This is a genomic window from Arthrobacter silviterrae, from assembly GCF_011045165.1.
Taxonomy (GTDB): Bacteria; Actinomycetota; Actinomycetes; order Actinomycetales; family Micrococcaceae; genus Specibacter; species Specibacter silviterrae.
Genome location: NZ_JAAKZI010000030.1, coordinates 35,996 through 57,487 on the forward strand (window position 1 = coordinate 35,996; position 21,492 = coordinate 57,487).

At 63.4% G+C, this 21,492-nt stretch carries 19 protein-coding genes; 14 read left to right on the top strand and 5 right to left on the bottom strand.

Features of this window, described 5'->3' with window-relative positions; all coding sequences use genetic code 11:
- Positions 1–831: 831 nt before the first annotated feature.
- Positions 832–1,209, bottom strand: coding sequence for an ArsR/SmtB family transcription factor (locus tag G6N77_RS15320; RefSeq protein ID WP_165183040.1), 378 nt, complete (start codon positions 1,207–1,209; stop codon positions 832–834).
- A gap of 310 nt (positions 1,210–1,519) precedes the next feature.
- On the opposite strand from G6N77_RS15320, the gene G6N77_RS15325 reads away from it, so the two are divergent.
- From G6N77_RS15325 to G6N77_RS15385, 13 genes are all read left to right on the top strand, one after another.
- The gene (locus tag G6N77_RS15325; protein ID WP_165183041.1) at positions 1,520–2,320 is read left to right on the top strand and encodes a hypothetical protein; all 801 of its coding nucleotides are present in this window, start codon (positions 1,520–1,522) and stop codon (positions 2,318–2,320) included.
- Positions 2,321–2,528: 208 nt separating this feature from the next.
- Entirely contained in the window at positions 2,529–3,266 is a 738-nt protein-coding gene (locus G6N77_RS15330) for a hypothetical protein (RefSeq protein WP_165183042.1), read from the top strand.
- Positions 3,266–4,417 (top strand): C40 family peptidase, encoded by a 1,152-nt coding sequence (locus G6N77_RS20365; protein WP_306986803.1) that lies wholly within the window; start codon positions 3,266–3,268, stop codon positions 4,415–4,417. Before G6N77_RS15330 ends, G6N77_RS20365 begins: the two co-directional genes overlap by 1 nt.
- A 109-nt stretch (positions 4,418–4,526) precedes the next feature.
- Positions 4,527–4,814, top strand: coding sequence for a hypothetical protein (locus G6N77_RS15340; RefSeq protein ID WP_165183043.1), 288 nt, complete (start codon positions 4,527–4,529; stop codon positions 4,812–4,814).
- A gap of 9 nt (positions 4,815–4,823) precedes the next feature.
- The gene (locus G6N77_RS15345; RefSeq protein ID WP_165183044.1) at positions 4,824–6,212 is read left to right on the top strand and encodes a type IV secretion system protein; all 1,389 of its coding nucleotides are present in this window, start codon (positions 4,824–4,826) and stop codon (positions 6,210–6,212) included.
- Positions 6,205–7,677, top strand: a complete 1,473-nt coding sequence (locus G6N77_RS15350; protein WP_165183045.1) for an SCO6880 family protein — start codon at positions 6,205–6,207, stop codon at positions 7,675–7,677. The genes G6N77_RS15345 and G6N77_RS15350 overlap by 8 nt, the downstream gene beginning before the upstream one ends.
- Positions 7,674–9,134 carry an ATP-binding protein gene (locus tag G6N77_RS15355; RefSeq protein ID WP_165183046.1) on the top strand — a complete coding sequence of 487 codons (1,461 nt, stop codon included), beginning with the start codon at positions 7,674–7,676 and terminating at the stop codon, positions 9,132–9,134. Before G6N77_RS15350 ends, G6N77_RS15355 begins: the two co-directional genes overlap by 4 nt.
- Positions 9,131–10,942, top strand: coding sequence for a type IV secretory system conjugative DNA transfer family protein (locus G6N77_RS15360; protein ID WP_165183047.1), 1,812 nt, complete (start codon positions 9,131–9,133; stop codon positions 10,940–10,942). The genes G6N77_RS15355 and G6N77_RS15360 overlap by 4 nt, the downstream gene beginning before the upstream one ends.
- On the top strand, positions 10,929–11,462 hold the full coding sequence (locus G6N77_RS15365; protein ID WP_165183048.1) for a hypothetical protein: 534 nt from the start codon (positions 10,929–10,931) through the stop codon (positions 11,460–11,462). Before G6N77_RS15360 ends, G6N77_RS15365 begins: the two co-directional genes overlap by 14 nt.
- A 51-nt stretch (positions 11,463–11,513) precedes the next feature.
- Complete coding sequence (locus tag G6N77_RS15370) at positions 11,514–12,665, top strand: ArdC-like ssDNA-binding domain-containing protein (RefSeq protein WP_165183049.1); 1,152 nt, start codon at positions 11,514–11,516, stop codon at positions 12,663–12,665.
- A 59-nt stretch (positions 12,666–12,724) separates the two neighbouring features.
- Positions 12,725–13,225 carry a single-stranded DNA-binding protein gene (locus G6N77_RS15375; protein WP_165183050.1) on the top strand — a complete coding sequence of 167 codons (501 nt, stop codon included), beginning with the start codon at positions 12,725–12,727 and terminating at the stop codon, positions 13,223–13,225.
- A 47-nt stretch (positions 13,226–13,272) separates the two neighbouring features.
- Positions 13,273–13,845 carry an ImmA/IrrE family metallo-endopeptidase gene (locus tag G6N77_RS15380; RefSeq protein WP_165183051.1) on the top strand — a complete coding sequence of 191 codons (573 nt, stop codon included), beginning with the start codon at positions 13,273–13,275 and terminating at the stop codon, positions 13,843–13,845.
- A gap of 356 nt (positions 13,846–14,201) precedes the next feature.
- Positions 14,202–14,468: a hypothetical protein gene (locus G6N77_RS15385; protein WP_165183052.1), complete on the top strand. Its 267-nt coding sequence runs from the start codon at positions 14,202–14,204 to the stop codon at positions 14,466–14,468.
- A gap of 15 nt (positions 14,469–14,483) precedes the next feature.
- Here the strand turns inward: G6N77_RS15385 and G6N77_RS15390 are convergent, their stop codons facing one another.
- Positions 14,484–15,506 carry a transglycosylase domain-containing protein gene (locus tag G6N77_RS15390; protein WP_165183053.1) on the bottom strand — a complete coding sequence of 341 codons (1,023 nt, stop codon included), beginning with the start codon at positions 15,504–15,506 and terminating at the stop codon, positions 14,484–14,486.
- Positions 15,507–15,903: 397 nt separating this feature from the next.
- On the opposite strand from G6N77_RS15390, the gene G6N77_RS20475 reads away from it, so the two are divergent.
- Positions 15,904–16,200 (top strand): phage terminase large subunit, encoded by a 297-nt coding sequence (locus tag G6N77_RS20475; protein WP_420867318.1) that lies wholly within the window; start codon positions 15,904–15,906, stop codon positions 16,198–16,200.
- Between the two features lie 208 nt (positions 16,201–16,408).
- Here the strand turns inward: G6N77_RS20475 and G6N77_RS15400 are convergent, their stop codons facing one another.
- The 3 genes from G6N77_RS15400 to G6N77_RS15410 are packed head-to-tail and all read right to left on the bottom strand — an operon-like array spanning position 16,409 to position 20,970.
- Positions 16,409–16,990 carry a hypothetical protein gene (locus tag G6N77_RS15400; protein WP_165183054.1) on the bottom strand — a complete coding sequence of 194 codons (582 nt, stop codon included), beginning with the start codon at positions 16,988–16,990 and terminating at the stop codon, positions 16,409–16,411.
- A gap of 27 nt (positions 16,991–17,017) precedes the next feature.
- Positions 17,018–20,608 (bottom strand): MobF family relaxase, encoded by a 3,591-nt coding sequence (gene mobF, locus G6N77_RS15405; RefSeq protein ID WP_165183055.1) that lies wholly within the window; start codon positions 20,606–20,608, stop codon positions 17,018–17,020.
- A complete protein-coding gene (locus tag G6N77_RS15410) occupies positions 20,605–20,970 on the bottom strand; it encodes a hypothetical protein (protein WP_165183056.1) in 366 nt (121 codons plus the stop codon). Before G6N77_RS15410 ends, mobF begins: the two co-directional genes overlap by 4 nt.
- Positions 20,971–21,492: the final 522 nt, after the last annotated feature.

A 21,492-nucleotide genomic window follows, 5' to 3' on the forward strand; every position in this document is an offset into this window, starting at 1 on the left:
CTTCCCCCTTCCATGGTGCAAAGACACTGAAACCATATGACTTCAGTTGGCATGCCGGAAAAGCGACGGCGGCCGGCTCGCCTGACGCAGATCACATGGGGCCGGGGTCCCGGCTACGGGTGCCCTGCCTTGCCGGTAGTTGGGATCCCGATCATGGCGTCGTCAACGATCTCGACGGTGGCACCGCCAGTCGTGGTCCTTGCCAAGAAATACTTGCGAATCTGTCTGGGTGACCGGATGCAGCTGGAGCAGGCGGCTGCGCGTATGGACAGACATAGGTGTGTTCGAATTCCCAGGCTTGGCCATGCGTTGCTGATAATGCAGCTCGTGTTTCGCGAACTGATCAAGCCTTGTGACTCCCTTGAAGCGTTCAAGGGGCCGGACCATACTTGAAGAACTCCCGAGTAGAGGATTGGAGAACCATGGCGGACCAGGAATCGCCCAGCTCAGGCGACGAGGCCAGGCGTACGCCCCAGGGTGAACTTGCTCGAAAGCTTCACTTCTTGCTTGACGTCGCTGTCGCGGAGAGAGGCGAGGCGCTGACGTTTCCGGAAATTCGTGCGGCGATGACTGTTCGTGGGGTGGGATTGTCCCGGGCGCGGTGGTCCTACATGAAGGATGGCAAGGGGCGCCTGATCCAGGACCGGCCGCTTTTGACTGCGCTGGCTGACTATTTCAGAGTGGATCCCGAGTATTTGCTCAGTGTCGAGGACATCGAAACTCCTGAGTTGGTCGGCCGGCAGCTGGAGTTAGTGAAGGCGTTGCGGGCCGCCAGGGTCAAGTCATTTGTGTCCAAGACTCTCGGGGATGTGCCGCCGGAGACTTTGGAGTTCATCGTTGATTACCTAGATCAGGATATTGCCGCGCATCCTGGGGGAGGTTCGGGGGTCGATTCAGGAGATAGTCCTGATGGGCGGCCAGGAGTTCCTTGATGCGGTTTTCAGCCACTGAATAGCGTGGTGACCTGCCGTGGCGGCGGCCCTGAACGATGTCCACGGTGATGGCGCCCGTTTTTTCAAGCGCGATTAGGTGCTGGGCAACGCTTGCCTCGCTGGCACTGACGGCATCGACGATGTCCCCGCGTGGCACCGGGCCGCTTCCTTTCAGGTACCGGATGATTTCGACGCGGGCCCGATTGCCGAACGCCTCGATTGAGGCTTCCACATCGGGCGTCCAGGCCAGGTCTACCGGGTGCGTGATCTTAGGCATGGTTCAATTCTGCACCTTTTATCCACAGAATGACATAGTGGGGGTTGACAATGAGAAACCGTGAACTGACACTGGTTTATATCCTCTCTGGGGTTTTGGTGAGCAACCGGGATCCCTACCATGGTCGCGATGGCGTCGCTCCCTTTGGACGGTGTGGTGGCCTACCCCCATAGTGTGCAGTTTCTCGTGAACGAAGACGACGATGGTCTCTAACCCGTCAGCTCGAAGGCCCCACCGCAAAGACCAACTTCCGGGCGATTTCAGGCCCGGTTCCAAGGCTCACGGCCCTAACATCCGTGGCGAGGATGTCATGACGGCGGTGGGAGATATTTCCCAGTTTGTCCGTTCACGCCTGGCCAGGGCCGGGTTCCTCAACGAGCTGGAGGACGTACTGCAGGACATCCGCACCGCAGTTTGGTCCGGTGTGTCGCGGGGACGGTACCAGCCGCTGCCGGGCGTCCGATTCGGGGCATGGGTCCAGGGCATTGCCAATCACGTGTGTGCGGCCCACATTACCAAGGCAGCCGCCCACTACGCTGTTCCCCTGTTTACGGCGGAATCGGACGAGCATCCCAGCGTCGATCGGCCGCAGGACGTTGTCGCGGAGCCTGACGGGATTGCCGACCAGGAATGGACACGGAATGTCCTGAAGCTGACACGGATGTGTGCCGGGGAGGAAGCCTGGGGGTCAGCCATGTTCCTTCTTGTGGATGATTGCGATGACGGCCAAGGCGTGGCAAGCGCCGCTGCTGACCGGGTTGATGCCCTGGTTTATCGCCGGGCGCAGAGGGATTTGAAATTCGTGCGCCAAGTGGCCGTCACGGTGAGGAACGCGCTTGCCCTGGTGGAATCCGACCAAGCAAATGCCGACACAATTGCCTTGGACGCCTCGAAGTGTCTGCCCACCGAACTTCACCGGGCCATCGCGGCAACCATCGTTGTTCCCGGGTTGAGGGGACCGGAACGTCTCGCCGCCCTGCCGGTCATTGCGGCCAAGATCAACGTCACGCCCAGGTACGTCGCCGTGCAGACCGGACGCGCACGGGCACTTTACAGGGCGGCACTGGAAGTCATCAGGATGTCGCAGCCGCCGCAGGCCATGCCCTCATAGGCCCGTGGTCCGGGGCGTGGCTACATTCAGACTTCCTGGGCCGCTGGGGCAAGGACGTACTGATACTGCTGCAGTTGCAGATTGCACCTGTGTCTTTTGGACGCGCACGACGGCGTGGCCGGGCCTGGGAGCGCCGCCCCGGATCCGCCGTGGCCAGGTCATACACGCGTTGCTCCCTGGCTGCATGGACGGATAAAGGAGGTCTCCAATGCGCGGACCATCAGCATGGATACGCTACCTGCCCCGTTCCCGGCGGCAGTGGTTCCTGATAGCAGTACTGGGCATCCTTGTCGCGGCGGTCATCGCCTTGTTTTTGCCGCCGGGTGCAGTCACGACCCGACAGGCGACGAGCGGTCCGACACTCCCGCCTCCGACAAGCCAAACTGCAGCAGCGCCGGGTCCTGAAGTGCCGGGTCCTGCCGTCGCAGCAGCGACTGCTCCGGCCAATGCTGCAGTGTCGCCGGGGGAGCCTCAGACCCTTGATTTCAGGGCCTATGCCCAGGCCACGGCCGAAGCGCTCTACACGTGGGACAGCCGAACCTCCACCTACACGCAGGTGTATGCGCACGTGCGCAGCTGGTGGGTGGTCCTGGCCGACGGCTCGAACCCACTCACTGTCTACACCCACGAGTTCGAGGGGACCGGCATCAACGCCGCCGCTTTCGCCCAACTCACGGCCTACAAGGCCTACCGCACGGCCAAGGCTATCCAGTCAAGCTGTGATGGCCAGTTGGCCCAGGTCAGGGACCACCCCGCACCCTGGAAAGGACTCCACGTCTGCACCGTGACCCTGGACGTGACGGACCGCTCGACCACGGACCCACACGCCACGGCTTACAGTGTCCCGGTGAGCGTCATGGTCAACTGCCCGCCCGCTGCAACAGCGCCCTCGAATCGGTGCGTCCTGGTCGGCTTCAACACCACCGCCAGCAGAATCGTCTACTAATGCCCGCGGCAGCCCTGGCCACGATCGCGAAGGCACGACTGGTCCAACGCGCCCTGGCCGCACTGGTCGTGGCGGTGCCCGTGGGCATGGCAGCCCTCGTCGGGGGCACCAGCCTCCTCGTTACCCACGTCGTGGAAACAAACACAGCTTGTGTTGCGGCTTCCCAGGACATTGCGTTCACGGGCAAAGCCTCCAGACGGGTCATCCCGACGGGCAAAGGCAGTGGGGCGATATCGGTTCCGGGGCCCGATGGCATATCGCTGACAATTGACCAAAGGCAGCAAAGTATCGCCGCCACGTACATCTCCGTGGGATCAAACCTTGGTGTGCCGGCCAGGGGGATCGAGATCTCGTTGATGGTCGCGCTTCAGGAATCGGGGCTGCGAATGCTGGCCAACCCGGTCGTTCCCTCGTCCCTGTCCATGCCGAATGACGGCCTCGGCTACGATCACGACTCCCTGGGCTCGGCCCAGCAACGCCCCAGCGCCGGGTGGGGCAGCGCACGGCAGCTCATGACACCGGCCTATGACGCACGGGCCTTTTTCGGCGGCCCCCAAGGACCCAACCACGGGACACCGCGGGGCCTGCTCGACGTCCCCGGTTGGGCGTCCTTGGGCCTGGGAGCGGCGGCCCAGGCCGTGCAGGTGTCGGCTTTCCCGGAGCTCTATGAACGCTGGGCACCGGCCGCGGCAGCCCTCCTGGCGTCCGTCGGCGGCCAAGCCGGCCTGCAGGACTGCCCGGCACCGGGGCCTTCCGACAATTCTGCGGCACCGGGAATTCCCGCACATTTGAGTGCTGCCAGGAAGGCCATTCTCCGGTATGCCCAGGAGGGCGTGGGCGGCAGTTACATCTGGGGCGGCACGGCCTTCAAGGCCTGGGACTGCTCCGGCTACGTGCAGTGGGTCTACGCCCAGGCCGGGATCCGGCTTCCCCGAACCGAACAGTGGCAGGCCGGGCGGGCCACGTTCACGCCGCAGCCGGGAGACCTCGTGGTCCAAAACCCGGACGGCCCCAACCACTGGGCCCACATCGGCATCTACGCCGGGAACGGCATGATGTACAGCGCCCTGAACCCCTCAGCCGGAACCCTCCTCCACCCCGTCAGTTGGAACACCGGGTCGCAGTACTTCACCGTCCTGGGTCAAAAATAGCGGCACGCCAGCGACCGGACTGCCAGGTCATGCGGCGGAAACGAAATCGGGCATGGAAGGGAAGAAGCAAACGCAACGTCTGCCTTCACTGTCCGGATGGAGTAGTGTCATGAATTTCGCGCCCGTGGACCCTGGAATCGTCCCCAACAGCAACTTCCCGTTTCTGGACTCCCTGAAGCAAATCGGCGGCGGGATCCTGGTCGGGGCCTTCATCGTGATTGCCATTGTGGCGATCATCGGTGCTGCCATGCTGCTGGCCGGCAAACTGAGCCAGTCCTCCCGGCTGGCCTCCGGCGGCGGCATGATCTTGCTGTGGACCGGACCGGTCGCCGCCATCCTGGGCGGGATCAACGGCTACATCCTGTGGTCGCAAACCGCCTTCCACTTGGGCTTCTAAGAAGCTGTCATGCCACCTCTTCAGTGCACCTTCGGAGGATGGTGGCCCTTGGGCTGCGGGATCGCCTCCGCAGCCAAGGACTCCGTCACCTCCACCATTGGCGGCTTCTTTGCCGGAATCCTGGAAAGCATCGCCTCCTGGCTGTGGTCCTTCATCTCCGGGGCCTTCGGCGTGTCCAACGTCGACGACTCCCAATGGACCGCCGTGCAGGGACTGACCAGCTGGTGGGTCATCGTCATGATGACCCCGCTCGTGGCGGTCATGATCTTCCAACTAATCTCCGGCCTCATCTCCCAGCAGCCCCGCCGGATCTGGCGCGCCCTGATCGGCGGCTTCATCGCCGTCCCCGTCGTCGGAGGTGCCGTCTACCTGATGCAGGCACTCACCCACGTCAGCGACAGCGCCTCCACCGCACTCCTGGATACCATGGGCCCGGATCCCTACGTGGTTTTCATGCGCCTCTTCGGCTTCCAGCGCGGCCCCGCCGGCTCCGGCCAGGCCTGGATCGTCACCCCAATCGGCGGGCAGGCCACGACAGCGGACCAAGTCACCGGCACCATCGTCATCACGGTACTGGCCACCCTCATTGTCTGGGTTCTGGCGTTTGTCCTGATGTGCTCGATGATCTTCCGCTCCTTCGCCCTGATCGTGCTCGCCGCGGTCGCCCCGGTCGCACTCATGCTCGTGCCCTGGGAGAAAACAAAGTCCTGGGCCGGGCGGTGGTGTGAGATCGTCGTGGCCCTGCTGCTCGCCAAACCGTTGGCGGCAACCATCCTTGCCGTCGCCGTGAAACTCTACGCACACGCGACCTCCTTCGACGGCATGGCCGCCGGGGCTGTGGGCATGGCCCTGGCCTGCGCCGCTCCGCTCATGGCCCTGAAACTGGTCGGATTCGCCGGCGGCGAACTGGCCGCGGCCGCACAATCGGCCGGCGGCGGACACATCACCCAACAAGGCTCCCGCTTCGCCGGACGGCAACTCGGACAGCAACTGCGCAGCCACCACATGCTCACCAGCGGCAGCAGCGGGCAAAGCCCCACGGTGGTGCCTTCAACGGCGAAGCCCGAAACACTCCCCGTAAAGAAGCCGGCCACCCCCGGCCCGAAGCCCGGCGCGTCCCCCGACACACCCAAGGTCGCACAGGGCCCGGGCGGCGCCTCGACGCCACGGCCGACGGCCGCGACCGTCCCAAAGCCCGGCCAAGCCCCCACGTCCGCGGGGCCCAAGACGACCCCGGGGCGGCCGCAGGCATCCCCGCAACCATCAACGGGCAGCCCCACCGTGCAGGGAAAGAACCCAATGCCGGGCCCAACGGGCGGCCCCAAGCCACAGCCGCCGGCCTCGGGGCCCGGCAACCCACCCATCAGACCCCCACAGACTGGAGAACACCATGACTGAGGACAGCAACGCCCTGCAACCGGTCAACTTCCCCCGGCACGAGCGCCGCGGCGTGATCATCGGGCTCCAGTGGTACCAGCTCGCACTCGCCTGCGGCGGAATCCTCATCGCCGCCGTTGCATCGGCCATCGGCGGCTCCGCTGCACTCATCGGATCCAGCCCCGCCTGGACCTTCCTGCTGCTCCTTGGCTTCCTGCAATACGAGCGCACTCCCTACCCCCTCTGGGCGCTCACGGGTGCACGCTACCTGCTGCGGAAACTGACCGGGCAAACCAGCTACTTCCTCCCCACCGAGGACCCGGTCCCGGTCGGCACCCTGGTCCTGCCCGGCGGGCTCGCCTCCCTGGCCATCCACCGCACCACGACGGGTGAGTGCTTCGTCGTCGACGCACAGGCACATGAGGCCTTCGCCGTCCTGCGCTGCCGGGCAGGGGCCTTTGCCCTGCTGGACGACGAGGACAAGGCCTACGCCGTGCAGGCCTGGTCCCGCGTCCAGGCCGCCCTGGCCAAGAGGACCGTTGTAGCCAGGATTGCCATCCAGGACCATACGGTCCAGTTCCCGGCCACCGCGCTCCAGGACTACTACGACCAGCAAACCGCCAACCGCGGGGCCGAGGCGCCTGCCACGGGATGGGGTGACAGCGCCTACCAGGACCTCATCGCAGCGGCCGGAACGGCATCGAGCCATGAAATCCTCCTCACACTGGTCATGAACACGGCCAAGGCCCGTCGCCGGATTCATGACGCCGGCGGCGGGACCACCGGGCTGGAGGCAACCCTGCGCTCGGAAATCCATGCCCTCCGGACGGGCCTGAAAACCCACGGGGTCGTCGTGGAGGAATGGCTTGGCGACAGAAGCCTCGCCGCCGTCATCCGGGGAGCCTTTGACCCGGAATCCGTCATGCGCACCTCCCAGCGGACGGGCGACTTCCGAGGCGTGGACCCGGGCCAGGCCGGCCCCATGGCCCTGGAGGAACACTGGTCCTACATCCGCACCGACAGCGGCTTCCACCAAACCTTTTGGATCGCGGAATGGCCGCGCCAAAAAGTCTTCCCCGGCTTCCTCCACCCGCTCGTCTACGTGGGAGGGTTCAAGCACACCGTCACCCAGGTAATCAAGGCCATCCCCACTGACCAGGCGCTGAAGGACATCCGTTCCGCGCACGAAGCCCATGAAACACGGCGGAGGATCAACACCAGGTTTGACCGCCCCACCACCCGCGAACAGCAGGCTGAGGAAGAGGAAGTCCAACAGCGCGAGGAAGAGATCGTCGCCGGGCACGGCGACGTCCGGCCCGCCGCCTACATCACCATCACCGGGGACTCTCTGGAGGAACTCTCAAGCCACCGGCAGGAACTCGAGTCGGCCGCCGCCAGCGCCTTCGTGGAACTGCGACTCCTCGTGGGCGAGCAATGGCCCGCCTTCATCGCTGGGGGACTGCCCCTGGGCAGGGGGCTGAAATGAAAACCACCCCGCAGGCCGTCACGTTCATTCCCAGTCATGAGTCCCGCAGTGCCCGGCGGCAACGCCGCCAACTGCAGGGCCAAGCCGTCGCCGGCCGGCAGGACCCCTTTTGGAAGAAGTTGGGGCTGCTGGCCGGCGACGGGGAAGGAGCCGGAACTTCGAACCTGCAGCAACCGCTGGGACCGCATTCCCTCAGGGGCCCGCACCGGCTGCACCCTGCCCCGCACCGGGCCTCCACCATGACCTTCGCCGCTGCGTACCCGTTCATCACCGAATCCGGGCTCGGACACGAAGGCACCTACATCGGCAGCGACGTTTTCGGATCCGGCGCGTTCTCCTACGACCCGTGGGTGCTCTACGACAAGGGCGTGATCAGCGGCCCCTCCATTGTGGTCATCGGCACCGTAGGGACGGGGAAGTCCATGTGCGGGAAGTCCTTTGTGGCCCGGTCCATCACCCTGGGCCGCAAGGCCGCCGTCGCCTCCGACCCCAAAGGCGAATGGGTCCCCGTCGCCAACGCCGTGGGCGGCAAGGTCATCTCCGTTGGCCCCGGCCGGTCCGCCCGGGTTAACCCCCTCGACGCCGGCCCCCGCTCCCGGGACCTGTCCAACGCGCAATGGCAGGCCGTGGTCCGGCAGCGTCGCCGTCAACTGCTCGTTGCCCTCGTCTCCCTCATGCGACAAGGCGTGCCGATGCATCCTGTCGAACATACAGCCCTGGACATGGCCCTGACCGAGGCGGTCGCCGCCAACACGACACCGACCCTGCCCATGGTCCTGGACCACCTGCTCGACCCCTCGCGTGAGACCCGGGAACTGGTGGGGCCCGACGGCGGCCGCGCCGTCGCCCACTCCTTGCGGCGCACCGTCTCGGGGGACCTGGAAGGCATGTTCGACGCCCCCTCCACTGTGTCCTTCGACGCGGACGCGCCCATGATGGTCATGGACACTTCCGCCCTCATCGGCGCTTCCGAGCAGGCGCTCTCCCTGGCCGCCGCCTGCGGGGCGACCTGGCTGGAAGCGGCCATCACCAACCCCGACGGCGGCAAACGCATCGTCGTCTATGACGAGGGCTGGCGCATGCTGGCCGACCCGTACATGCTGGTCAAAATGAGCGAACAGTGGCGGCTCGCACGCACCTACGGCATCGCGAACCTGCTGATCATGCACAAGGTCGCGGACCTCAACGAGATCGGCGACAGCACGAGTGGCCACCGCCAAAAAGCGCTCGGCCTGCTCACCGAGGCCGACACCCGGATCATTTACCGCCAAAAACACGACTCCATGCGCCTGACCAAGGACGCCCTCGGCCTGACCGAGGCCGAATGCGCCCAGGTCGAGGAACTCCCCAAAGGGGTGGGCCTGTGGAAGGTCGGCAACCGCTCCTTCATCGTCGCCAACCAGGTCACCAGCGACGAACTCAAAGTCTTCAGCACCGACCACAGGATGATGCCATGAACCTCGTCCACGCAGACTCCACACCCCTCATCACGACCGGCCTGGTCTGCGGGGCAGCCTTTGTCGGGTTCAGCGGCCTCACCGAGGCAGCCGCGAACGTGGCCGCCCAGTGGAAATGCGGGCGGGGGCTGGGCGGCCCGCCGTCACCGGTGGCCGCCGTCGGACTGTTCACCGGCAACCTTGCAGCCATCGGCCAACCCCCACCGGGCTGCAATATCGGTGTCGGCACAGTCTGGGTACTCTTGGACCCCGTGCTGGTCCTGCTCCTGGTGGCGGTGATTGCTGCCTGGCTGCTGTGGCGCAGCTGGCGCCAGTCGGGGGCGTGGCTGCGACAGGACATCCTGGGCAGGGACGGCATGGCCCAACGGGCTGAAGTCGTGCGCGAGTTTGGCCGGCGGGCCGCCCTGAAACGGGGCAGGATCACCCGCCCCGGATTGAAACACGCCACCCTGGCCGACGTGTCCTGGAGCCTCGGCACCTCGCGCGGCACGAAGGTCCATGTCTCCACCGAGGAATCCATGGTCATCCAGGGCGCCCCACGGTCCGGGAAGGGGCTCTTCGTCGTCATCAATGCCATCCTGGATGCCCCGGGGGCTGTGGTGACCACGTCCACCCGGGCCGACAACCTGGCCGTCACCATGCAGGCCCGGGCGTCCGGCGGGCGCCCCGTCACCGTTTTTGACCCGCAGGGCATGTCCGGGCTGGGCTCTACCCTGCGCTGGTCCCCGGTGCGAGGCTGTGAGGATCCCGACGTGGCCGTGCGGCGGGCGATGGTCATCTCGGCGGATTCCAAAATGAGTGGTGAGAACGCCGCCTGGCAAAAGCGGGCACAAATAGTCCTCCAATGCCTGCTCCATGCCGCAGCGCTCTCGGGGGAGGGCATCCAGGCCTTCCGTCGTTGGTCGTCGAACCCGACACTGGCCACGGAGGCACTGGACATCCTGCACGGGCCGCGCGCCGCCCTGGGATGGCATTCAGACCTGTTGGGCATCCTCGAGGACGACCCGAGGAACACTTCCAACTCGTGGATTGGCGTTTCAGCTGCCGTGGCGCCCCTGTCCTCACCAAGGGTGCTTGCCGCCTTGGACCCGGTGAACCGGGAGGAGGAGTTTGATCCCAAATCCTTCATCCGTGAGCGAGGGACCCTGTACCTGATCGGGACCAAGTCCGGGTCAGCGGCGGCGGGCCCGTACCTGTCGGCGTTGATTGACGACATTGACGCCGCGGCCAGGGAGATGGCCTTCACCGCACCCGGTGGCAGGCTGGATCCGCCCCTGTCCCTGATCCTGGATGAAATCGCCAACCTCTCGCCCTGGCCGGGCCTGCCCATCGTTCTCTCCGACGGTGGCGGAATTGGGATCTCCACCATGGTCGTGCTCCAATCCCTCTCCCAGGCCCGCTCGGGCTGGTCCATCGAGGAAGCCTCCACCATCTGGGAATCCGCCATCATTAAGGTCATCTTTGGCGGCGGCTCCGACGAGCGGGACCTGCGCGACTTGGCGTCCTTGTTGGGGGAGCGGCGCCACACCTACAGGACCCACTCCTGGTCATCCCAGGGCCGGCAGGAAGGGGAACAGGTCAGGGACCTGCCCGTCATTGCCCTCCACGAAATTCGGCGCCTGCCCGTTGGGACTGCCCTGATGCTCGGCCGGCGCACCCGCCCCATCCTCCTGGACCTGCGCGGCTGGCACCAACGCCGGGACGCCGCAACCCTGGGCAGGTTCAAGATCGAGGCAGAGGGCGCCCTCGCGCAAGGCCACATCCACCAGCAAGCAATGGAAAAGGAGACCCGTGATGAACCTGTTTGACGACGACGAGACAGCCGCAGCCCTCTTTAGTGACTTTGCTTCGGGCAGCCCCCAGGGCGGGGCGCCCGGCGGATCGACCGAGCCCACGTATAGGTGGCGGGACCTGGACAGTGTCACCGCACCCAAAGCCTGGGCGGCCCTGGGACGGTGGGTTTCCTGGCTGGTCGCCACCTACCGGTTGACGACCTCGGTCGTCCCGGACTGCTGGTGGCGGCACCCCGAACTTGTCGCCGAACTCTACGCCCTGCAAAAGGCGGAATTGGCCTCCTACACGCCAACAGATCCCGGTTTCGGGCCCCTCGGGTTCCACGAACGGCTGCCCCTGGCCATCGAACGCCTCCGACAGGAAACCAGGACCATCGGCTGCGTCGGGCTCCAAGCCCACCGCGAGGCCCGGCCCAGGCTGCTGCCCACCGGCGCCCCGGAATTCCTGGCCTGGTCGGCCGAGCCGCACCAAGTCTCCACTGGCAACTCAAATGACGACGGTCATGTGGTTGACGGCACTTTCCGCCATGGATAAGTAACACCGCAAACACGGGGAAAACAATTAGAGGCAAGGGAGGCGGCCGTCGTGGCCCCTGCAACAAGCAACCACCTGGACAGCAAGCACGAAGTGGTCCAGCGCCGTGCCGCCCCACGCTTGAGCAGCGATGACCGGCTTGCAAGCCTGACCCAGCAGCTCCACACCCTGTTGGAGAACGCCATTTCCACACCCGGACGCTGGCACATGCTCCTGGACACCTCGGCAACCCTGTGGCGGTACTCCGGCGGCAACATCGCCCTGCTCATGGCACAAATGGAAGAACGCGGGCAACAACAGCCCCTGCTCGTGGCCGGGTTCCGTGAGTGGGAACGCCACGGCCGCAACGTCGTCAAAGGCGAGCACGCACTGTGGGTCCTCGCGCCACGAACAGCATCCAGGAGAACGGGCGCGGAACCGGACGGCGACGCCAAGCCAGGGACTCCCGCTGCAGAGCCAGCAGGCTCAGGCGACGAGAAAGGTGACCGTAGAAAGATCGTCGGTTGGCGGACCCAGGCTGTCTTTGACGTGTCCCAAACAGAGGGGCAACCCATCTACATTCCCAGGCCCATGCAGGGCGTTGGATCCTCACCAATGGGCCTGTGGCCATCACTGGTGAAATTTGCGCAAGGCAAAGGATTCACCGTTGAACAATCCACGAGCCAATACGGCATGGCCAGCGGATACACCGACTTTGCGAACAAAAAGATCCAAATCGGGGCCTGGCTGGGCCCTGAACAGCGCCTCGCAGTGCTGGCCCACGAACTCGGCCACGTGTGCCTCCACGGGCCCAACGACAAACTCGGGCAACTCTACGGAAGCGGCCTGGACCATCGCGGCCTGGCCGAAGTCGAAGCAGAATCCGTCGCCTACACCGTGCTGCGCGCCCATGGCATCGACCGCAGCGCCCAATCCGGCAGCTACCTCGCCGGATGGGCCGACCAAGTTCTAGCGGTAGAACAAACCAGCGCGGCCGGGAAAACAACCGAGAAGGGCCCGGCCAGCCGGCTTGAGATCGCCCGCTCAACCCTGGCCCGCGTGACATCAGCGTGCCGCTCCATTCTGGAAGTCACGGATCCCGACAACCTGGGCGGCAAGCCCGCGACGGCCAGCATGGCCGTCGCCTGTGAACGCGGCGACCTCACCGGGCCGGTGACCGGCCACCAAGCAACCGACCTTGCCTCAAAGATCGACGCATCGTAAGTCAACCAAGTCTCCCGGCAGGACACACCGGCCGGGATCAAGAAAGGTAGGAAAACAAAATGGGCACCAGAATCCCAGTCAGCATCAACGGCAACCTCGTCGCCGATCCGGAACTCTCCTACGGGGAGTCCGGCATCGCCCACGCGAAGCTGCGCATCGCCGTCAACCAGCGCTTCCAGGCAGCCGACGGCACCTGGCGCGACGGCATCCCCGTCTTCCACAACGTCTCCGCCTTCCGGGCCCTGGCCGAAAACGTGGCAGCCTCCCTGAAGAAGGGCGACCCCGTAACCGTCGCCGGAGAACTCGAATTCAGGTCCTACGAGAAGGACGGAGCCCAGCACGAGGCCCGCCGCATCGTCGCCGAAGTCGTAGGCCCCGACCTTCGCTTCGGGACATCCTCCTACGCACGGACGCCCAAAGTGAACGTTGGCACATCCGTCGCTGCGCACGGGCCGGGCCAAACTGATCCTGGCGTGGCCAACGGATGGGGGACCGCGCCGGCACACCCGCTGTCAGCGCCCTCCGTGGCGGGGGTGTCTGTCAAGGGCCTGCAAATATAATCCTGTCTCGCCAAAAGGTTATTCGGCGTCTGGCAACGAAGCAGCCTTTGGCCGCCAAAGCCATCCTGCGGCCGATAATCTACAAGGACACAAACGACCAGGGGGACGAAAAGCAGCACGTCAAGGGTTTCAAAATGGTCAACCGCATGTTTGAAGTCTCGGAGACTCAGAGTGAGGAGCTGCCGGAGTACGAGCCGCCAACCTGGAACAAAGAACGGACTCTCGGAGCACTGGCGATCGTCCAGGAGGACTTCGAACAACTCAATGGCAACATGGCTGGCCACAGCTACAACAGGAACGTCGCGATCAATCCCGTCGCCAAGTACCCGTTCAAGACGCTTGTCCACGAACTAGGCCATGTCGTCATTGGGCACACATCTGAAGCGAGCATGGAAGAGTACCGCCAGCACAGAGGACTGATGGAATTTCAGGCGAATTCTACGGCCTACTTGGCGTTGAATGAGCTGGACGCGACGGATCGGTTCGACGCAGCGGAGATCCGCGGCTACATTCAGACCTGGATACACGATGAGCGGCCAGTGGACGCGGCAATCAAACAGGTGTTTGGTGCGACGGACAAGATACTCAAGGCCGGCATAGCCACGAACCCTGAGACCTAAAAATCCTTCCACTGTGACTATTGGGGGACGCCACAGTGGAAGGACCATTGTGACTCTATCCCACTTACTTGACGGTCGCAAAACGGGTAAGCAGCCTGAATCAAAGGTGAAGCCACCTCACGCTAGCGGGGGCCGTTGTGAGGTGGCTTCGGTGTTATATTACCAGATGACTAATCTCGTCCCGCCGCCTCGGCATACATCTCAGAAAAAGAATTGATCATGACTTTTATCGCCCATTTTTACGATAGTTCTCCGATAAAAAGGTTCGTACGATACTATTTGTCGGCTAATATCGCTGATAAATTGAAATACTGTATCGTTAATACCGGTAACACAATTCTATCTAGGAGTTTATTATGCTGGACACGAAAGCAATCATTGCGCTACTCGAAAAGAACGGGAAGCTCACGGAACTAACCAAAACGACGACATTCCACGGCAGACATGAGAGTGCCGGCGAAGTCGAGGTAACTATCTACGACAGTGGAATCGACGGTCACCTCCGGTACGACGTCGTTGCACGGTCGCTGAATCTGAACCCCGAGCGAGTGACGTTTGGCAACCCATCAGATAGCTTGGAGGTCGCCATCGTCACGAATCACTGGGACAAGCTCGACGGTTAATCGACGTCCATTCCTCTAAAGCAAAATCATGTCAAGGACGCTCTGTGGCATCGTCGAGCAGCCGTCTGGCTGGTTGGCGGTGGCTGCATGATCAGATGCAGTGTCGAAGATCCCAATGCGTGCCACGGCGGATTGCCAGCCGCCAAGTCCCGCGATTTGGCGAGGCACGTACACGTTTGCGGCACCGTTGACGTATTGCCATACGGGGCTCTTCTGGTCCTTGCCAAGAAATATGCCGCCGCCTTCCGCACGCTGAACGGCATCCGGCATGGGCAATACTCCCATGAGCTGCGCCGCCTGGTACGGCGTCATGTGTGATGGTGGCTCGTTGAAGTAATACCAAGTCGCCGCGCAGACGCCATAGAGGTGAGGCCCAAATTGGGCATAGTTCAGGTACAGCTCCATCACCCGTTTGGCAGACAGCGTCAAACTGAACTCTGTGGCCAGGACAGCTTCCACGCCCTTCCTGGGTGCATCATGACCCGGCCACAGGAAGATGTTTTTCACGAGTTGCTGTGGGATAGTCGAGCCGCTGGTGTCTGGTTTGCCTTCAAGATAGGCCAAAGCGCGGTTCTTGAACTCTGCGATTGAGAACGCTCCAGTGCGCGTACCGAGCTGTTCGTCTTCATGGGCAATCGTCGCAGCAATCATGTAGCGGCTGATGTGGTCCAGGGAGACGAACTGGTAGACGACGACGCCCTGGTTCTCGAGCATGAATGCCGTGCGAGAGGGCGTGGCCCAGACGTAGCTGATGGTGACGAGTTCACTCAGCACGAGAAGTGAGGCCAAGAATAGTGCCACTCGCTTGATCCATTTGCGCAGGCGGTGTTTCTTCGCCCGTGGTCGTTTGCGAGCCTTTTTGGAGGGCTTGCCGGCTTCGGGCGCGGGTGAATCAGATGGCGGAAGAGGGAAGAGTTGTGCTTTCGGATCGTCCTCGAGAATACGACTATCGACAGTCACGATCGGAATAGCAGAGAGATGGTGTGGATCTGGCCGCAGAATCGGCTTCTTTGGCGGGGGTAATTCATTAGCTTCCATGTATCAACTCCCATAGACGCATCGGGAGACCTCTATGTTTGAGGTTAGGGACATTCTACGCTGCGCGGGTTGCGCTGCCTATGGTTCAATCTCCTCAGACTGTACTGACGTTTGTTACGCGACTGGGAGGTGTGGTGGGTGCAACCTCGCGCTAAAACGGCTGTGAGTAGATTGGGGGCGGCATGGTCGCGCTGAGAATTCAGTCAGGATTAAATTTCTTGAGGAGTTTCACGAGATCTTCAATGAGTCCTGGCGCCATATCGTTTTTTACGGGGGCCGCGGCTCGGGTAGGTCGCAGGATGTAGCTCTAGCTCTCATCTTGCGGGGCCGGTAGAAACGGCTCCGCATTCTATGCACCCGTGAGCTGCAGAATACCATTGCCGACTCAGTCCACAACCTGCTCTCCGACATCATCAACAACAATGGCTTCACGGACTATGAAATCACCGATATGGCGATCCGCAACCGACTGACCTGTATTGAGTTCATCTTCAAGAGATTGCGCCACAAATCCACCGAAATAAAGTCGATGGAGGGCATCGACCTATTTTGGATCGAAGAAGCGCAAAACATAAGCAAATCGAGCCCGGACGTTGTCATTCCAACCATCTGCGAGCCCGGTAGCCAACTCATCTACACCTTCAACCGTATGAACGACTTGGTCAGGTCCGAGTCCCCATGCGATGATTCATAACCCATTTATCAACATAACTGTTAGATGTAGGACGCGTGAAGGTTTAGGATAGCGTCCCCTAATGATCAGAGAATTCCTACACTCGGCGAATCAATGTTGCGACGACACCTGTTCGCTATCTGAAATGAAGTGGATTGTGGTTAATAGGAGCACCCAGCGATCTTGTTGCCAGCTCGCCGGGTGAGATCAACTTGACCGGGCGCGCCATTTAGGGCTTTAACGTATTAATCCGTATGGTTGATTCATACTTTGGATCCGTGAAATAGGGGATAGCTGCCTCTGATGCGTAGGCGTGGTAGTCAGCCGCAATGAGGTAGTAGATTTCTGGCCACGGGCCATGCATTTGTATTTGGGCTGGGTCAGGAGAAATCAACAGGACTGATCCGCGCCAGATTTCATCAGGGAGCGCTTCTATCCAGGCACGCTGGACGTGGCCAAATTTGTCCCAGCGGATGGTGACCCAAGCACCAAGCGGATCTGTGGATTGGATGTCCAAGACTGTGACTTCGGTGGTGACGCCGAGCTGCTTCTTGATGGCGGCAAAGTGTTCCCATTGCTGGACGGCATGGCTGATCCAGATTTTCGTTCGGCGGATTTGGACGAGCCAAATGGCTGCAGCCCCACTGGCGAGGAGGATGGCGACGACCATGAAGACCAGCCCTGAGTTCCATGCCGACGGCTGGCTGGTGAAGAGGCGAACGGCAACGATGAGGCAGACACAGCTGATTACGGTGAGTGTGACTGCCCAGCCGGAGGACGTCCGGGGCTTGACCATCGGATTCGTTCGCATAATGAGACCTCTGCCTATGGACCGATTTTACAGCGACGGCCCGACACTGGGCAGGGGTGAATGTTGTGCGCCGATCGGGACAACCAGTGAGGGCGCCGACTCGGTCGCCGTGGGCGTGCTATTCCTGGCCGTGGTGATTCGGTTTTCGAGCCGGGCCCGTCGCTCGGCTTGTTGCCAGTCGGTGGCGCTGGGAGGTGGGCCGAGGGGAATTGAATCATTATCGATGTCCCAGCGGTCCCGGTAGCCCGCTACGTCGCGCACGAGGTCTTTCCACCTGTCGTCGTTGGCTTGTAGGCCCGTTTGTGCCCGGAGCTGGCGCACCCAGTCCTCCTCGTTGGCGAGGGCGCGGACGGAGATCGTCGAGATTCGTGTGGCGATCCGCTGTTCAACGTCGTTGAGGAGTTCACGCAGCTCCTCGCGGTCAGTGGTCACCGTTCCGGGCGCGTACTCCGTGGCCGTGGTGGTGGGACGCTGCCGCTGAAGGGATTGCAGGCGCGAGTGCACGACGGCGGCCACGTCACGGGCCCCAGACGTTGGCCGCAGCCCGCCGATCAGGGCCCGCTCGGCAAGTGCATGGTCGGTGGCGGCTGCACGCCTCCATGCGGCGACCATGGCGCCCCAGGAGGGCGACCCTCTCATTTCGTCCACTAGGTTGGGGGAGTGGGCGCTGATGAGGCGGGTGACGTCGTCGGACGCGGCGATTTGTGCCAGGTAGTCATGCTCGGCCAGCAGCCGGGACAGGGAGTTCGCCTGGTTGTGTTGTTCGTCGCGGACTTCGTGGGCAGTGTGTTCGGCCCCTTCAACGGAGAGCACGGCGCCGAGGATTTGCCGCCAGTCCGGCAGCGAGGACGGGTCAACGCCGTGGTGGTCGCGGGGGTCGGGTTCGCTGATGTAGGCGTGGTTGCCGGCCTTCCCGCGGGTCATGGAGACGTAGAAGAGTTCCCGGGTGAGTCTGCCTTCGCTGACCAGGGTGTGGCCGGTGTCCACGGTGATGCCCTGGGAGCGGTGGGCCGTGGTGGCGTAGCCAAGTTCCACGGACTCGGCGAGATAGCTGGGGTTGAGGAGAATTCGTGCGCCGTTGTCGCAGCGGATCCCTTCGATGGAGCCGTCCGGCCTGGGTGGACTGGCGACGGTGATGAGGGTGCCGTTGCGGATGAAGTCGCCGGTGGCGTCGAGGACGTGGCGGTCGTTGCGCCGGGCCAGGATGGTGTCGCCGCGCCCGGCGTTTAGGCCGTCGCTGAGTTTCACGGTGGTTTCGGCATCGACCGCGCCCTGGCCGACCCGGTCGGCTTGAGCGCGTTCGTTGAGCATGGCGACGGTGTCGTTGTCGGGGGCGATCAAGATCGATGTCCTCCCGGCGCGGATATCGGCGTCCCAGTGGTTGTAGGCGTCATCAACCATGGCGTCGTAGCTTCCGCTGCTGATGCGCTCGTGGGCGTCGTAGTCGGCGATGACGTCGAAGTCGCCCTCGCGGAGTTTGAGGGAGGCGGCGCGTTCCCATTCATTCGTGAACCGCCAGACCGTGGTGAGTCGTTCCGCGCAGCCTGTCCGGTCCAGCCATCCGAGTACGCCGCCGGCGTCGATGGAGTCCAGTTGGGCAGGGTCCCCTACCATCAGGACCTTTGCCCCGGCGCTGGTGGCTTGGTCGAGGAGGGCGGCGAGCTGGTAGGTGGAGACCATGGATGCTTCATCGATGATGACGAGCTGGTCGGGGCGGAACTGCCACCGTGATTGTGTCGCCGTGAGGGCGCTCATGCGCTGTGCGAGGCGCTCCTGGGACTTCCGGGCCTGTGTGTCCCGTCTGGGGGAGTGGCAGGCTGCTTGGTACCTTGCTGCGGCGTCTGCGTAGTGTCCTGCCCTGATTGCTGCCCCGGGCCCGGTGGATTCGTAGAGCCATTTGCTCACGTTGTCGGTGGCCAAGCCGAGCTCGCGTCCGAGGACGTCGGCGGAGGCCGCGGCGGGGGCCAGTCCGACGACGGTTCCGGTCCCGAAGTGGTCTTCCCAAAGGGCCTTGACGGCGCTCATGGTGGTGGTCTTGCCGGTCCCTGCGGGGCCGACGACGGCGTCCAGCCGCCTGCCGCTGGCCAGGACGGTCTCGGCAGTTCGGCGTTGCTCACCTTGCAGGGACTCTCCGCGCCTGGTGAGGAACCGCTGCAGGGCTTCCTGGGCGGCCGTGAGCTCGACGTGGGGGCCGGCGTCGCGCGTGTGGGCTTTCATGATGGCTTCCTCATTGGCAAGCGTGGAGACGTCGGTGAAGAGGTGGGCGCTGGCCAGGTCAAAGACGCTGCGGCCGTTGAAGACCAGGTCGGGGGAGTTGGTGGTGGGGATGCCGTAGCGGAACTCGTTGAGCGCCACGGATTGTTCCTCGGCGGAGGTGGCGATGGCCTCCATCAGGTTGAGCCGGTCGGCGGCGGTGGTGCAGCGGATCTCCAGGCATACCCGTTCTGCTTCGGCGATCAGGTTCCAGCGGTTCCAGGTGGCCCGCCGCCGGGCCACCAGGTCCTTGACCAACCCGGCCGTGCTGTCAATCCAGGCAGCGTCCATGTCGGCGGTGGTGACCGGGTGGGTGCGGGAACGATTGATGGTTGCCGCCAGTACGTCCTCGGCGGTGAACCCTTTGGCTTGGGCCCGTTCACGCCACTGGCGGGTTCGGATGTCCAGGGGGATCACGTCGTGGTTCTTGGCGGTCCGCGTGGACAGGGTGGCATGTTGTCGCAGCTTGAGTTTGACCGTGTTGCTGGGTTCCCTTCCGTGGGTTTCGGACCAATCGTGGATGAGCCGGTCTGCTTCGATGTCGATCAGCCGGGACCTGCTTGAAAACTCGAGGATGAGGGCATCGTCCACGCCGGAAAGTTCGAAACTGTAATTGTGGATGGCGCTGGTGGGTGTGCGGACTTCGGCCTCGGTTCCCAGGTCCCGGCCGAGCTGGTCATAGAGGAGCCCGTTGTAGTGTTGGCTGGCGGCCACTGTCGCCTTGTAGAGGGTGCGCGAGTCGAGGGTGGTCCAGACACCGTCGCTGACGCGTTGGGCCTTGTTGGCGATGACGACGTGGGTGTGCAGCTGCGGGTCCCCCGAGCGGGACTCCCAGTGGTCGAAGGCAGCCGCGATGGCGCCGTGGACACCAATGTGGGCGACTCCTGCGTGGCCGGCCCGGGTATGGATGGCAGAGCTCTCCACCCAGGCCAGGGTGGCCTCCAGAGCCGCGTGGTGGGCTGCCATGACCTTGTCCTTGTACCCGTCATCGCCGAGGGCCCAGAGAACGGAGACGGACTTGGGCACACTGAAGGTCAGGTCAAAGCCGGCCACCGCCGCCCGGCGCACGGTCTGGCCGTTGGCGCCGGTGACGGTGGAGGCCTGGTTGGGTGTGCGGCCCAGGGGTGCTCCCGTGGAGGGGTGTTCACCCCGCTCGAAGAGGGCTTTCGCGGCCGCATCGGTGACGGTGTCGTGGGGAGTCATGCCGATTCCGGGAAGTCCTGCGCCGAGCCATTGCCCGGGCGGGTTGCTGGCGGCGGTGTAGTAGCCGGTGAGGTCGCGGGTTTCGACGTCGGCATGGCTGGTCGTCTTGAGCAGGTAAGAGACGCCGGCATCGGTGGAGAGGCGGGCTATGGAGACGGTCATGACCTGCCCATTTCCTTGTTCCAGCCGCGGCGTGCAAAGATCGCCGCCGTCGACGGGTCCATGCGCGTGTTCGTGGTCGAGTGCAGTGTCAGGACCTTGGCGGCGAGGTGTTGCATGTCCCTGGTGGCCTGTCCTTCGCTGAGCTCGCGCTGCTTGTCTTCGTGCTGCAGGTGCCGCACCAGGCGCTGGAGGTCATCGGCTTTCAACTGTGCCCGTGACAGGGTCTGGGCGCTTTGGTTGAGTTGTTCGTAGGCTTCGGCCAGCTTGCCCTCAAACGACCGTGTCAGGTTGGAGAGCTTGCGCTTGTTCGCGCGACGGAGCTTTCGGATGGTTGCCTCATAGAGTGCGGTGAGCGCCGCCAACGACTCCTGGGTGGTGGCTCTGGACTGGCCGGCTCGGCCGGTTATCCCCAGTTCTTCATCCTGCAGGCTCTGTCGGTATTTTCGTTGCCGCTGGCGGTGGGCACACGCCGGTCGGCAGAAGAGCTGCCGGGGGCAGGCGGGTGTGAACGTGGTGTTGCATTCGGGGCATGTACGCGTGGTCATATCTATCCATGGTGATTCGGCCGGTTTACACCATGACCAAACGTCACTGTAGGATCCCGAGCTGCTTGTCACCAGCAGATCACGCTGGCCTGCGACGATGCTCGGCCCTCGAAGGCTGAAATTCTCAGTTTCGTGTCACTTTCCTGCGATGCTCATCACGGTTGATGAAAATCACGGCAAGAGATTCCAAGTTCGACAACCAAACAGCCTTGGATCAGGGGGCTGGCGAGCGTCGAGCCCGCGCTTGTCGAAGCCAAAAGGATGGGCTCGTGTGGGACAGAAATTCTGTCCCGTCTAGCCCCGGGCTCGCCGGGCTTTTTTGGGCGCACGGGACTCTGA